This window comes from Streptomyces sp. NPDC059668, assembly GCF_042734135.1.
In the GTDB taxonomy this organism is placed as follows: domain Bacteria; phylum Actinomycetota; class Actinomycetes; order Streptomycetales; family Streptomycetaceae; genus Streptomyces.
The window spans coordinates 70,389-83,540 of the sequence record NZ_JBHWEL010000003.1 but is presented as its reverse complement, the minus strand read 5'-3'; the positions used below and the strand labels follow the sequence as shown (position 1 = coordinate 83,540).

Below are 13,152 nucleotides of genomic sequence, written 5' to 3'. Positions count from 1 at the left end.
GGTCACCTCGGCAACGGACCACCGCGGCGACGGACCACCGCGGCGACGGACCACCGTGGCGGCGGTGACGTGTCGTCGGGTCGTCGGCCGGCCGACCGCCGGGTGACGACCCTTTACGGCGCTTTCCGGCACGAAGACCCGCGCCGGCCGCACCCTCGGCCCGACCTGCGCTCGGGAGAAGGGCGCCGGGTGGGGGACGGAAACCCAACACGGAGGTTGCGATGTCGAGCACGGTCCAGCACACGTTCGTCACCGTCGACGGCGTCAGGCTGCATGTCGCCGAGCTGGGCGAGGGCCCGCTGGTGGTACTCCTTCACGGATTCCCGGAGAGCTGGTACTCGTGGCGGCACCAGTTCGGCGCGCTGGCCGCGGCGGGGTATCGGGTCGTCGCCCCTGACCAGCGGGGCTACGCCCGCAGTACGCAGCCCGAAGCGGTCGAGGCGTACAGCCTGCTCCATCTCGCCGGCGACGTCATCGGACTGGTCGACGCGCTGGGCGAGGAGAACGCGGTGCTGGTCGGCCACGACTGGGGCGCCCCTGTCGCCTGGGTGACGGCCATGCTGCGCCCGGACGTCGTGCGCGCCGTGGCGGGGCTGAGCGTCCCGCCGGTACTGCCCGGAGGGATGACGCCGCCGTCGGTCACCCGGAAGAGGTTCGGCGACGGTTTTTACCAGGTCCGGTTCCAGGAACCCGGGGTCGCCGACGCGGCGCTGGCCCGGGACCTCGTGACCACCTTCCGCCGGCTGCTCGTCGGCGCCTCGGGGGACAACCCCCTCAACGATCCACCCGGCCCCTGGATCGTGCCCGCCGGTGGCACGCTGCTGGACGCGATGCCGGAGCCGACGCACCTGCCGGACTGGCTCACCCAGGACGACATCGACGTCTTCGTCGGTGACTACGGCCGCCACGGCGACCGGGCCTTCACCGGCGGCCTGAACTGGTACCGGAACATCGAACGCAACTGGGAGCTGCTCGCGGCCTTCCGCGGGCGCCGGATCGAGGTGCCGGCCCTGTACGTCGGAGGGGACCGTGACATGGTCCTCGGCCTGCGCGGCCACGACGCGACGCTGAGCGCGGTGGAACAGGCGGCGCCGCAGCTGTGGCGCGCCGTGATCCTGCCCGGCTGCGGCCACTGGACCCAGCAGGAGCGTCCCGACGAAGTCAACCAGGAACTCCTGGACTTTCTGGCGCACGTGTCCAGAACCCTGTGAGCGAGAGGTCCGCTGCCGAGAGCGGGCCGGAGGCCAAGTGCCTCCCGGCGCAAGGCGATGAACCGCCTACGGCCGCTTGGCCGACGATGGAGGAACGGACGGAGGCCGAGAACCAGGTCTCCGGCGGTCACGGAGCGCCGAGGCCTTCGTGCGGGAGGGCGACGGTCAGCCCTGCCGACGGAGGTCCAGCATGTAGAAGACTTTGTCGTAGCGGAGTTCGCGGACGGCGACGAAGTCGGGCAGACGGCCGTACTCGGTGAAGCCCAGCGACCGGTAGAGGCGCAGGGCCTGGGCGTTGTCCCCACGGGCGTCCAGGGTGAGGACCTCGATCCCCGCGTCCCGGGCGTCGGTGATCAACGCGGTCGTCAGCGCCCGGCCGACACCACGACGATGGGCGGCGGCCGCTACCGCGATCTTCTCCAAGTCGGCGTGTGGCCGATGGGTCGGCCGGCTGTAACGGACCCAGTACCCCAGCCCGACGAGCCGGCGGTCGAGGTAGGCGGCACGCAGTGCCGCATCACCGGCCCGCACCGCGGTGACGACGTGGCCGAGGAGTTCCGCCACCTCGTCCCGTGACGGCGGTTCGATCCAGCCCAGCGCGGCACCTCCACCGACCAGATCCGCCAGGATCCGGTGCGCCGACTCCGCGAACCGGGCCTCCAGCTCCGGATCGGAGGTCAGCTCCATGGCGTCGAGGATGACGGGCTCAAGGGACGCACCGCTGGTCATGGCCGAATTCATGACCGGCAGCCTAAGGCCCGGCCGAGATCCCGAACTCCGGCCTCCGCCGCCGCCGGGCCGTCCCCGCCCCGCGATCCCGGCGTTGCCGGCGAAGTGGCTCCCCGGCCGGCTCGCGGTCGGGCCGCCGGCGTCACCGAGTGGCTTCCGCGGTCACGGTCACGCGGTGTCCCGGGTGTCGTCGTCGAGCTGGTCGAGGATGCGCCGCTCCGCGTCGGGGAGCGTGGTGCGTGCGGCCGGGGGACGGGTGCAGTCGGCTCCGTGGGCGGCGCCGTTGGAGGACTTCCAGATCTGGCAGCACGGAGGTGGCAGGGGAGCGGGGCCGCGGGCGGCCAGCTCGGCACGCTGCGCGTCGAAGCGGGCGCGGCGTGCCCGGCGGCGCCCTCGGACGGCTCCCGTGACCAGCACTGGCGCGGAGGCCCAGAACACCGCGGTCTCCGCCCACATGCTGTGCGAGGCGGCGGCGGTGCCGGCGACCACCAGGATGATGGCGCCGATGGTGCACGCGGTTTCGTTTCGGGTCACAGGTACTCCCCGCTGGGCTGGATGTCGTTCGTCGTGTTGAGCATTCCCTCGGTGAGGCGTCGGCCGCGGATGTCGCGGGGGAATTTCTGGTGCTGGCGGGTGCGACTGCGCGGCGCCTTCGTCGCGGAGCGCGTTCCGGGGGTGGCCTGACGGCCACGACCCACCAGCGGAGGGGGCATGGAGGCCGCCCTCGTTCGTCACACAGGTTCCCTCGGTACCGTTCTACAGACGGCGGAGCCCGGCGAACAGGCTTCCGGGCCGGCAGGCGGCTCGGGATGGCTGTCGGCCTCGAAGGGCAGTCGGGGCGAGACCCACGGTGAAGCGGGACGGCGGCAGAGGTTCCGGCTGGTGCTGGGCATCGCGGCGTCGGCTCCGCCCCGCGGGCTGAAGGGGAAGTCCGGGGAGTCGTCGTCGAGGTCCTTGCTGAGGGCGACGCCCGGTTGCGGCCGTGACGAGGACGCTCAGGACGTGAGTGCCGATTCCGCCACCGGCTCCGCCCGGTCCACGGGCATCCGCCTGTTCGACCAGCGGGCCCCGGCACCAGGACGGCCGTACCGGCCCCGCCCCGTGGATGCCGTGCCCCTGCCGTCGGCGACCCGCTACCTGCGCATCTGCCATGCCATGCGACGCCCGCACCGCTCCCACGGCATGATGGCCACTCAACTCGCGACCCTTGGGGGGACCTTGAAGACCCGCGCCATCCTGCCCGCCGTCTCTCTGCTCGCGGCGGCTGCCGTACTCACGGCCTGCGACAGCGGCACGAGCAAGGACTCCGCGGACAAGCCCGGCAAGGCCCCCGCCACCGCGGCCGCCACGCCCAGCGCGGCCCGGAGCGCCGCGGAGAAGGCCGTCGGCCTGCCGCCGGAGCCGACCGGCGCCACCCGAGCGGTGCTGCTCCGCGCGCTCGAGGTCGCGAACCCCGACACCGTCCGCTACGAGGACAAGGCCATCGACGCGGCCCGCAACCAGTGCATGGCCATCACCGGCGGCGGCCGGCGGCTCGACCGGGCGGCGTCGCAGCGCTTCACCTACAAGGACGTCACCACCACCGAGGCCCAGGGCAAGCAGATCAACGAAGCCCTCAAGGGGCTCGGCTTCTGCACGTCCTGACCGGGGGCCGCGGGTGAAGTCGGCCGTGTTCCCGGGCCGCACCCACAGCCCATGACGACGATCGAGCGGCGGAAGCCTCTTGGCGCCTCCCGCCGGGTGGGCGTCCGCCCTTCACGCCCACGCACGTCGACGGCCTCGGCCGGGATCCCGCACCCGGCCGAGGCCTTCTCGTACGGTCAGTTGAACTGCCAGTACTGGTTCCACGCGGCTGCCGCACCGCAGGTGAACTGGACGACTCCCGCCTTGTCGGACTGACTCGAGTTGGCGACGGCCATGCATTTGGCGCTGTGGCGTGCCACCAGCTGGAAGCCGTTGACGCCGGCCGGTGCGGCCCTCAGCAGCCACTGCTGGTTGTTCTGCTTGGTGCAGCCGTACTGATTGACCACCGCGTTGTTGTCGAGGCTCTGTTGCCGGACGTCCGCGCACTTGCCGCTGTTGAGGTTGACGACGAGGTAGTAACCGCTGGTGGTGGGCTCCAGCGCCCATTGCTGGTTCCTGCCGCTGGTGCAGAGGTACTGCTCCAGGCCCTGCCCGTCGTCGGTGCTGGACTCCGGTACGTCCAGGCACTTGCCGCTGTTGTAGTTGGTCATCGTGTAGTACGTCACTGCCTGCGGCTGGGCGGCGGCTCCGGCGGCGAAGAGTCCGACCAGGCTCATTCCGAGCGCCGTTGCCGCTGCGGCGGCGCGTCCGGAAAGCCCCGCACGTGCTGTGGACTTGCTCATTGGGTGGTCCCCCGATGACGTGAACTGGTTGCGCCGGCGACAACGTTGCCGCCGTGGCAAAGCGTGCCCACCTCGCCGGGGCAGGGGATGAGTAACCGCTACTCAACCACTCGCCTGATCCACGCACTCGGCGTCCAGCAGCCCCGAGGGGACGTGTGGTCACATCGGCTGCCGGCCGGCCGGGTCGCCGCCGGGGTCGTCGGCCAGGACGACCGCTGCTCGGATGCGCTTGCCCACGGGCTCGCGGTGCACCTCGAAGCTGCGGCACACGGCCATGACGATCTCCAGTCCGTGCCGGCCGACCCGGGCAGGGTCCGGCGGCAGAACCAGAGGCAGTACGGTGCTGCTGTCCCACACCGTCACCGCGACGGTCCCTTCGCTGAGCTCGAGGGTCAGCAGACAAGGGCCGGGGGCGTACTTGTGGGCGTTGGTCACCAGCTCGGACACCACCAGCTGGACGACCCCGATCGCGCGCTGAGACACCGGAAGGCCGTGCACGGCCTGCAACGACTCCAGAAAGCTCCGGGCCGCGTCCCGGGTGCGGCCGATCTCCTCGGCGCCCTCTACCACGACGGAGACCGCCGCCGAAGGGCCGGGCAGGTGGTGCAGGCCGCGGTGCCGCTCAGCCAGATTCATGGGTTCTGCCTCACTGCCGAAGAGCCTTTGCTCCCTCTCGGCTGCCCCGGAAACACGGCCGCATCCCTGTTGACCTCGCCGGCGTCGACGGCCTGCGCGATCCGGCCGGGGACGGCCCGCACCCGACCTGACGGCTGCCCTGATCAGGCAAGGCAGGCGGTTCACGTGACGCTGGGCGGACTCCGGGAAGAAGGTGCGGCTTCCGTCAGGAGCCTGCCGTGAAGGGTGGAGATCCACTTGATGGGCAAGCCGTCACTTGCCTATGGTGTCGGCCATGGCGGAGGATGTGTTCAAGGCGCTGGCCGACCCGACCCGTCGGCGCATCCTCGACGAGCTGGTGGAACGGGACGGGCAGACCCTGTTCGAGATATGCGCGCGACTGGTGACGAAGCACGGTCTGGGACTGTCCCGCCAGGCGATCAGTCAGCACCTGGCTGTACTCGAATCCGCGGGTCTGGTCCATTCGCGGCGCCAGGGGCGCTACAAGTTCCACGATCTGAACACCGAACCCCTCGAGCGCATCGCGACACGATGGCTCAGGCCCGATGCACCGGAGAGCACCCCATGAGGATCCACCTGTCCAGCGTCTTCGTCGATGACCAGGAGAAGGCCCTGCGCTTCTACACCGAGGTGCTCGGCTTCGTGAAGAAGCACGACGTCCCCCTGGGCGACCACCGGTGGCTGACCGTGGTCTCGCCGGAAGATCCGGACGGGACCGAGCTCCTCCTCGAACCCTCCGGCCATCCCGCGGTGCGGCCGTACAAGACGGCGCTGGTCCAGGACGGCATCCCGGCCACCTCCTTCGCCGTGGACGACGTGCGGGCGGAGTTCGGTCGGCTGCGCGAGCTCGGGGTGTACTTCACCCAGGAGCCGCTGGAGATGGGCCCGGTCACCACCGCGGTTCTGGACGACACCTGCGGCAACCTCATCCAGATCGTGCACAGCAAGTAGCAGGCCGCGGTGCCTGTGCCGTCTGCCGACCGTCGGTGTCCGCGGGCGCGCCGGCAGCGTCCCCTCCGGCCCGCTCCTCGGTGGGGGAAGACAAGCGGCGGCGCGGTGAGACGGCCGGCATGTTCGCGGGGGACCTCCCGCTGACCAGCCGGCCGCCTCGGTCGTCCGGTCGGCAGCCGGCGCGGAAATGCCGCGCTCCCGTGGTCCGGCTCCGTAAATGTGCCGCTCCGCGAGCGTGAGCCCGTACGCGGGGGAGCAGGATTCCCGTCATGACGATCACTGATCCTGAACTGCTGGCTGCGCTGGAGACATTGAGGTCGGCGGCGAAGACCGCACGGCCGGGGGCGGTGGCCGCGTGGGCGGAGATCTGGGCCGTCACGGTCCAGGGGCTCGAGGCGGCGCTCGACGCGGACGTTCAGGCGTTCGCCGCCGGCGGCACGGAGCTTGCGCGGCTCCCCGCGGCGGGTCGGTTCGTCGAGACGGCGAGAGCTCAGACTTCGGTCCTCGCCGACCTGGTGGACCTGGCGACGGAGGAGGAGATCGAGGGGACTTGGGGTGTCCGCGTTCCCATCGTCCCCGCCGGTCCCGGAGCACTTCAGGGTTCCGGGGACGGGCAGCTCCAGAGCGTGTTCCATCTCTTCCAGGCTGCTGAAGCCGTCCTCACCGACGATCACGGCGACCTGGCCACCCGAGAGGACCTGGTCGCTGACAGCACCCACCATCTGGACCTGGCCCGCCACTATCTCGGGCTGGCGGCGGCCGGGTCCGGGGACTGAACGGCGGATCGGCCCGTCCGCCGCGGGACCGGCTGGAACGGCAACCGGGGCCTCTGGCGGCGGACCACCAGGGGCCGACCGCCCGCGGAGTTCCGGTCGCCGCCACCGGACTCCCGGTGGTCGCCCGAGCCCGTCCGATCCAGCAGAACGGGTACTCAGGGCAACCGGCCCAGAACCTCCAGGGGAGCCGGTTCGTTGAGCCGCTCGGCCGGCTCTCCCTGCGATCAGAAGGACTCGTCGTGAGCGGACAAATCCCAGTGGACGACAGCTGTGTCAGCGCCTTCCACGAGCTGAAGGGAAGACGGGACGTCAACACGGTGATCTACCGGCTCAACGCGAGCCTGGACACCGTCATCCTTGATTTCAAGGGGAACCTGACGCACGACGAACTGCTGAAGGCACTCCCGGCCGATGAGCCCCGGTACGTCGTCTACGATCTGCTCTTCGCATCGGCGGACGGGGCCCGGCAGGAAAAGGTGCTGCTGATCTCCTGGTGCCCGGCGCGGTCGACCGCCGAGGAGAAGACCGCGCACTCCGCCGGCTACGACCCCCTCCGGAACCTGCTCGAAGGCGTCCAGGTCTACGTGCCCGCCAGGGACCCGTCCGACGTCCAGTACCAGGCACTCGTATCCCTGGCCTCGTGACCCGGCCCTCCTCCTCGGCGGTATCTGGTGATCGCGGCCGGTGGGTCCGCCCGGCGCGCGGGCGTGGGCATCACCGTCCGAGACCGTCGAGCGCGTCGCCCAGCACGCTCACGCTCCTGACCACCCGCAACACCCCTGCCCGGAGACGACGATGACTGCGCCGCCGCATGAACCCGATCGCACCTCACCGGCCCAGTACTCTCACGGAACGGACGGAACAGGCGGAACGGGCGGTCCCCTGACCCGCGTGATGCTGAGGCCCATCGCCACCAGCCTTCCCCTGGGATACCTCGCCTTCGCTCTGGGCATGATCGTCCTGGCTGCCGACAGCCTCGGCTGGGTGGAGGACGAGCAACTGCTGGTCGGGGTCTTGTTGGCCGCCTACGCCTTCCCGCTCCAGCTCATCGCCACCGTCATGGCCTTCCTCGGCCGTGACAGCGTGGGGGCCACCACACTGGGCGTGTTCACCACGAGCTGGCTGGCCTTCGGCCTCCTCGACATCGTCGGCCGCCCCGGATCCACCCCCACCGTGCTCGGCCTGTTCTCCCTCTCCTTCGGCGTCGTCGTCGCGGGCCTGGCGGTGGTCTCCTCACGCGCCAAGCCCCTCATCGCCGCGGTCCTCGTCCTGTGTTCCCTCCGAGCGGTACTGGACGGACTCCACGTCCTGACGGGATCCGCCGGCCTCCAACGCGCGGCCGGGTGCGTAGCGTGTGCCGCCGCCCTGGCCGCCGCCTACCTCGGCTTCGCCCTGCTGATCGAGAACGCCTGGCCCCGTGCCGTCCTCCCGGTCCTGCGACGGGGCGAGGCGGTGCTCGCGCTGAACGGCAAGCTCAGCGCCGCCCCGCCCGGACTTACGGGCGAACCCGGCGTCCGCGAACAGCTGTGACGCGGAGTGCCGGGTCTCGCCGACCGGCCCCGCCCCGGCGCGAGTTGGACCCGCCCCTGTTCGAGCCGCCGATCGGATGTGAGCGCGACACTACGCCCATCCGTTCGAGGGAGCCGGTGACTCGGCCCGGCCCCTCCGTTCGAGGGGAACCGGTGAGCCGGCCCGGAGCGGGTCGGGCGGCCGCCGGCGCCGGACGGGCGACCGTTCGCCGCCGCGACCGCCGACCCGGTGCGTCCGGCCAGGGTCCGCCCAAGGACCGAGCGCGACCACCGGGGAACCCGAACACGGCCCGCGACTCGCCCACTTCGAAGGCCGACCGTGATCCGGCCGGCACCACCACGAGATCGGGACGAACAGGCCTGACGGAGTCCCGCCGGATGGACCCCCCTGGCAGGCCCGGTCCCGGTCGTCCCGCGCCGAAGGCCGCCACCACGCACCGAGGGAGGCAACGATCACTCCTGTCACACCTCTTGACGCACGGACGATTCCGGACGAACAATTTCGGTCATCCGCCTGACAACGTTGTCTTACCGAAAGGCGCCCAGCGTGCCCGATGCACCCCTGAATGTCGATCGCCGCCGTTTCGTCCAGCTTCTCGGCGCCACCGCGCTCGCGGCGACCGTCCCCGTCAGCCTCGGCAGCGGCACTGCGAGCGCCCAAGGACGCCCGGGCACGGCCCCCGACCCCCTCGCGGACACCTACTACCGCGTGCTGCTCAACCACACCCACTGGTCCGAGACGCAGTGGGACGGGGCGCGCGGCTACTACACCGACAAGGACTTCGGCTTCGCCGTGGTGCTCGGCAACGCGGTGCTGCTCACGCACGGCACCTACGACAGTGAACGCGCCGGGATCGACGAGAAGACGCTGAAGGCCCGGACGATCGCCACGATCCAGCACTTCGCCGCGTCGAACCGGCTCACCGGCGGCACCCAGTGGGGCCGGACGCTGTTCTTCGACACCACCTTCCAGCTCTACTTCGTGCTGGCCGCACGGCTGTTGTGGGACGAACTCGACGAGGCCACCCGCACCAACGTCGACACGATCGCCCGCGAACAGGCCGCCTACACCACGGGCTTGGGCACGGGCGACGACCCGAACTCCGGCAGCTGGACCCCGCACGGACTGCTCGGTGGCCACGAGGGCGACACCAAGCTCGAGGAGATGGGCGTCTACGCGCAGTCACTGGCCCCCGGACTGGCCTGGGCCACGGACGACGCACGCCACGCCGACTGGGACAAGGCCTTCGGCACCTGGGCGCGCAACGAGACCGGTCTGCCCCAGGCGGACCTGGCCAACCCGGCCCTCGTCGACGGCGTCCCCGTGTCCGGCAACACCGCCCGCAACCTGTACGACACCTTCATCGTCGAGAACCACGGGTCCTTCGGCCCGCACTACCAGGAAGAGCTGTGGCGCACGTCCGGCCGCAACGCCGCCCACTTCATCACCGCCGGACGCCCGTTGCCCCAGGTGCTCACCAACCAGCCGAACGCCGACGAGCTGTGGCGCACCCTGCTCGGGGTGATGAGCGACGCCGGTGAGCCGCTGATGCCGATGGTCAACGACCGCGAGCACCTCTACGGCCGTGACGTCATCCCGCTCGCCTTCCTCGCCCAGGTGGTCGGCGACCGCGCGGCGGCCCGGGCGGAAGTGGCACTCGCGGAGCGGCTGGAGGCGTACCAGAAGTACCCGCCGGAGTACCGTCTGGCGAAGTTCTCCGGCGAACCGAAGTACGAGCCGGAGGCCCGCGCGGAGGTGGCCATCAGCTACCTCCTGCACCTGTGGGCGGCAGGAAACGGACGCACGGTGCGGCCGCTGACCGCGGAGGAAATGTTCGAACACGCCTCGGGCGTCACCGACTTCGGCACCGGCCCCGGCCTGGTGTCCCACCAGTCGGCCGGTGCCTGGGCGGGTGCCGTGACCAAGCCGGGCTTCGTGAAGTTCGCCTGGCAACCGGCCCACGACGACTGGCTGTTCAAGCTCAGCGGCGCCAACCCCATGTTCCTGCCCAGCACGGCCGCGCAGGTGACCGGCCGTCAGGTGCGGACGTACGACAAGCTCCGTGACGGGTTCGACGGCAGTGCCACCGTGGTGCGCCTGAACACGGGCCGGGCGGGTCTGACCACCTTGCCCTCGGGCGCGGTCGTCTACGCGACGACCGGCGTCGCCGCGGGGGAGGGGCACCTGGAGGTCCACAACCTCACCATGCCGGGCATGGCGGGCCTCACGGGTTCACGCACCTACCGCTTCGCGGAGGGCAGCGCCACCGTGACCGCACAGGACGCCCGCCCGGCAGCCGCCACCCCGCGCGTGGACGAGGTCACCTTCGCGAGGACGGAGGTCAGGCAGTTGCGCATGACCGGCGTCCTGCCCGACCCGACGTACGGCTACTCCCTCTACGCCTTCGAGGCCCGCGACGGTTCGGACGGTGCCGACCTCGCCCGGGGCGGGACGGCGACCGCGTCCTCGTACGACCTCGGCAAGGAGCCGGCGCTGGCGGTGGACGGGAACGCCACGAGCCGGTGGGCGGTTTCGAAGGCGGACCGGCCCAGGGCGGACAGCTGGATCGCCGTCGACCTGGGAGCGACGCACACGGTGGACCGTGTCACCCTCCGCTGGGAGGCCGCCGCCGGACGCGCGTACACCGTGCAGGGGTCGACAGACGGTCAGCAGTGGAACGACCTCGCCTCCTGGCCGGAACCCGACGTCTCCAGCAAGGGCGGCTGGCTCGACGTCGACGGCCGGGCCGGGCTCGTCGTCAGGGGGACGAAGCAGCCGCTCGCGGTGTACGGCGACACGGTCGTCCTGGCCGACGGGCCGGCGTCGCCCCTGCTGGCCGAGGGCTATCCCGGCATATCCACCGACAGGCTCCGCGACCTCGCCCGTGCCGCCGCTCCGCAGGCCCAGGACGACCGCGTCCGAGCGGCTCTCACCGAGGACCACCTCAGCCTGTTCAACCTTTCCGACCAGCAGGTGGCGACGAGCGTGGACCTCCCCCGATCCGGCTCGCGCACCGTCCTGTTCGAGGGACGGCAGACCCTCACCGCCCAAGGCAGCGCCTACGAGGCCCACCTCGACGCCGCCACGGCCGAACTCCTGCCCCCGCGCATGGTGGTGAGCCCCGTTTCCGGCGGAAGGCTGCCCGCCGGACTCCGGGCGGAGGTCGTCGACGCGGCCACCGTGCGGCTCACCGGGCCGTCCTGCCGCCTCCGGGTGACCGGCCAGGGCCGCAGCGAGCTGACCGAGGTCCGCGCGGGCCGTACCACCACCGTCACCCTGCGGGGCGCCGAGGCGTATCCGCTGGACGACCTCGCTCTGGGCCGCACGGTCTTCCCGACCGACCCGCTCCCGCCCGGCATGTCGGACCCCTCGGCCGCCGTCGACGGTGACCCGCACACGGCCTGGACACCGGGTCCCGACGGCCGCATGGTCGTCGACCTCGGCACCGAACTCCCCGTCCGGGAGATCCGCACGGAGTGGACCGGGGGTCACGTCCCCGGCCTCACGGCGGAACTCAGCAGCGACGGTCTGACCTACACGCAGGCCGGCCGGCTCACGGGGCACGGCAGGAGCCGCCGGCTCACCATCGACGGCACCGCCCGTTACGTGGCGCTGGCGACCGGGGCGGGGCAGCGGGGCGGTGCCCGGCTGACCCGCCTCTCCGTGCGCTGACCAGCCTTTCCACCCTCTGGCCGTGCACCGGGTGGGCCGGTGACACCGCACCGAGCGGGTCGTGCGCCTCCGTCTCCGCGCTGTTCCCGACCCGCTCGGTGTCTCGCTCCCCCCGGCGCCCGAACGCCACCGCCCGCCCAACAGCCCTCTATTCCAACGGAGTTAGCAATCCCGAATCCTTGACCTGGTATCTCAGTGTGGTCAAGTTCCCCCACACTCCCAGGAGTTCGTATGCGTTCCGCAGGCTCCCTCAGACCACTGGCCTCGCTCCTCACCGCGTTCGCCGCCGTCTGTCTCGCTGTCACCGCGGCCGCCCCCGCCGCACAGGGCGCGGAGCGGGGCGAAACGAGCGCCGCGGCGGGGAAGTACGTCGCGCTCGGCGACTCGTACGCCGTCGGGCCCGGCACACGGACCTACGACGACCCGAATGACACCTGCCGGCGCGGTCCGTTGTCCTACCCCCGGCTGTGGGCGGCACAGCACACCTCGTACGCCTTCGTGGAGGCGTCCTGCTCGGGAGCCACCACCGCGGACATCCGGAACCAACAGGTGCCCCGGCTCACTCAGGACGCGACGCTCGTGACGGTTCAGGCCGGCGGCAACGATGTCGGATTCGTCAGCGTCCTGGCGAACTGCATCCTCACGCTGGACGACAAGGACTGCGTCACCGGAGTGGACCAGGCGAAGGCGACGGCGACCAGTGTGCTGCCGGGCGCGCTGGCCCAGACCTACGCGGCCATCAGACAGGGCGCACCCGACGCCCAGGTGGTCGTGGTGGGTTATCCCCGGTTCTACACCATCGGTGGTACGTGCGGGATATTCGGCCTGAGCGACACGGAGCGGACCGCGCTGAACTCGGCGGCCGACGTGCTCGACGGTGTCCTCGCCCAGCAGGCCGCGAACGCCGGTTTCACCTTCCTCGATCCGCGGCCGGCCTTCGACCCGCACACCATCTGCTCGCGGAGCACGCCATGGGTGACGAGTCTGGAGTGGGACAAGATCAACGAGTCGTACCACCCGAACCAGGCCGGCCACCACGACGGCTACCTGCCCGCCCTGAACGCCATCACGGGCTGACGCCGGGACACCACACGCAGGGCCGGGAGTTGACCTGCGACCACTGGTCAGGGAGCTGATCGGGGAACGGAAACCGCCCCGATGTCCACCCCACCGCTCAGGGAAGCCACCGGGGGGGGGGGGGGGGGGCCCCCCCCCGGCGGGGGTCGAAAAAACCCACCGAGAACACGCCGGGGGGGGGGTTGGGGGGGGGGGGTGGGGTGT

Annotated in this window: 14 protein-coding genes; 9 read left to right on the top strand and 5 right to left on the bottom strand. The window is 71.3% G+C overall.

All coding sequences use genetic code 11. The features are described 5' to 3' along the window. Positions 1-221 precede the first annotated feature (221 nt). On the top strand, positions 222-1,211 hold the full coding sequence (locus tag ACFV2J_RS04040; protein WP_385083786.1) for an alpha/beta fold hydrolase: 990 nt from the start codon (positions 222-224) through the stop codon (positions 1,209-1,211). 165 nt (positions 1,212-1,376) lie between these two features. Here the strand turns inward: ACFV2J_RS04040 and ACFV2J_RS04035 are convergent, their stop codons facing one another. The 3 genes from ACFV2J_RS04035 to ACFV2J_RS04025 form a co-directional block, all read right to left on the bottom strand. Further along, a complete protein-coding gene (locus ACFV2J_RS04035) occupies positions 1,377-1,952 on the bottom strand; it encodes a GNAT family N-acetyltransferase (RefSeq protein WP_385083785.1) in 576 nt (191 codons plus the stop codon). A 156-nt stretch (positions 1,953-2,108) separates the two neighbouring features. Beyond that, positions 2,109-2,474: a hypothetical protein gene (locus ACFV2J_RS04030; RefSeq protein WP_385083784.1), complete on the bottom strand. Its 366-nt coding sequence runs from the start codon at positions 2,472-2,474 to the stop codon at positions 2,109-2,111. Beyond that, complete coding sequence (locus ACFV2J_RS04025) at positions 2,471-2,653, bottom strand: hypothetical protein (RefSeq protein ID WP_385083783.1); 183 nt, start codon at positions 2,651-2,653, stop codon at positions 2,471-2,473. Before ACFV2J_RS04025 ends, ACFV2J_RS04030 begins: the two co-directional genes overlap by 4 nt. A gap of 289 nt (positions 2,654-2,942) precedes the next feature. Between ACFV2J_RS04025 and ACFV2J_RS04020 the strand changes: the two genes are divergently transcribed. Further along, positions 2,943-3,584, top strand: coding sequence for a hypothetical protein (locus ACFV2J_RS04020; protein ID WP_385083782.1), 642 nt, complete (start codon positions 2,943-2,945; stop codon positions 3,582-3,584). A gap of 176 nt (positions 3,585-3,760) precedes the next feature. On the opposite strand, the gene ACFV2J_RS04015 is transcribed toward ACFV2J_RS04020, so the two are convergent. Together ACFV2J_RS04015 and ACFV2J_RS04010 are read right to left on the bottom strand one after the other, a co-directional pair. Further along, complete coding sequence (locus ACFV2J_RS04015) at positions 3,761-4,240, bottom strand: RICIN domain-containing protein (RefSeq protein WP_385083781.1); 480 nt, start codon at positions 4,238-4,240, stop codon at positions 3,761-3,763. A 225-nt stretch (positions 4,241-4,465) separates the two neighbouring features. After that, the gene (locus ACFV2J_RS04010) at positions 4,466-4,942 is read right to left on the bottom strand and encodes an ATP-binding protein (RefSeq protein WP_385083780.1); all 477 of its coding nucleotides are present in this window, start codon (positions 4,940-4,942) and stop codon (positions 4,466-4,468) included. Positions 4,943-5,216: 274 nt separating this feature from the next. Between ACFV2J_RS04010 and ACFV2J_RS04005 the strand changes: the two genes are divergently transcribed. From ACFV2J_RS04005 to ACFV2J_RS03975, 7 genes are all read left to right on the top strand, one after another. Then, positions 5,217-5,510: an ArsR/SmtB family transcription factor gene (locus ACFV2J_RS04005; RefSeq protein ID WP_385083779.1), complete on the top strand. Its 294-nt coding sequence runs from the start codon at positions 5,217-5,219 to the stop codon at positions 5,508-5,510. Continuing rightward, the gene (locus ACFV2J_RS04000; protein WP_385083778.1) at positions 5,507-5,893 is read left to right on the top strand and encodes a VOC family protein; all 387 of its coding nucleotides are present in this window, start codon (positions 5,507-5,509) and stop codon (positions 5,891-5,893) included. The genes ACFV2J_RS04005 and ACFV2J_RS04000 overlap by 4 nt, the downstream gene beginning before the upstream one ends. Before the next feature lie 269 nt (positions 5,894-6,162). Beyond that, on the top strand, positions 6,163-6,669 hold the full coding sequence (locus tag ACFV2J_RS03995) for a hypothetical protein (RefSeq protein ID WP_385083777.1): 507 nt from the start codon (positions 6,163-6,165) through the stop codon (positions 6,667-6,669). A 239-nt stretch (positions 6,670-6,908) separates the two neighbouring features. Beyond that, positions 6,909-7,313: an actin-binding ADF family protein gene (locus tag ACFV2J_RS03990; protein ID WP_385083776.1), complete on the top strand. Its 405-nt coding sequence runs from the start codon at positions 6,909-6,911 to the stop codon at positions 7,311-7,313. Between the two features lie 250 nt (positions 7,314-7,563). Next, the gene (locus ACFV2J_RS03985) at positions 7,564-8,199 is read left to right on the top strand and encodes a GPR1/FUN34/YaaH family transporter (protein WP_385083802.1); all 636 of its coding nucleotides are present in this window, start codon (positions 7,564-7,566) and stop codon (positions 8,197-8,199) included. Positions 8,200-8,745: 546 nt separating this feature from the next. After that, the gene (locus ACFV2J_RS03980) at positions 8,746-11,871 is read left to right on the top strand and encodes a discoidin domain-containing protein (protein WP_385083775.1); all 3,126 of its coding nucleotides are present in this window, start codon (positions 8,746-8,748) and stop codon (positions 11,869-11,871) included. A 231-nt stretch (positions 11,872-12,102) separates the two neighbouring features. Further along, positions 12,103-12,948: an SGNH/GDSL hydrolase family protein gene (locus ACFV2J_RS03975; RefSeq protein ID WP_385437223.1), complete on the top strand. Its 846-nt coding sequence runs from the start codon at positions 12,103-12,105 to the stop codon at positions 12,946-12,948. Positions 12,949-13,152 lie beyond the last annotated feature (204 nt).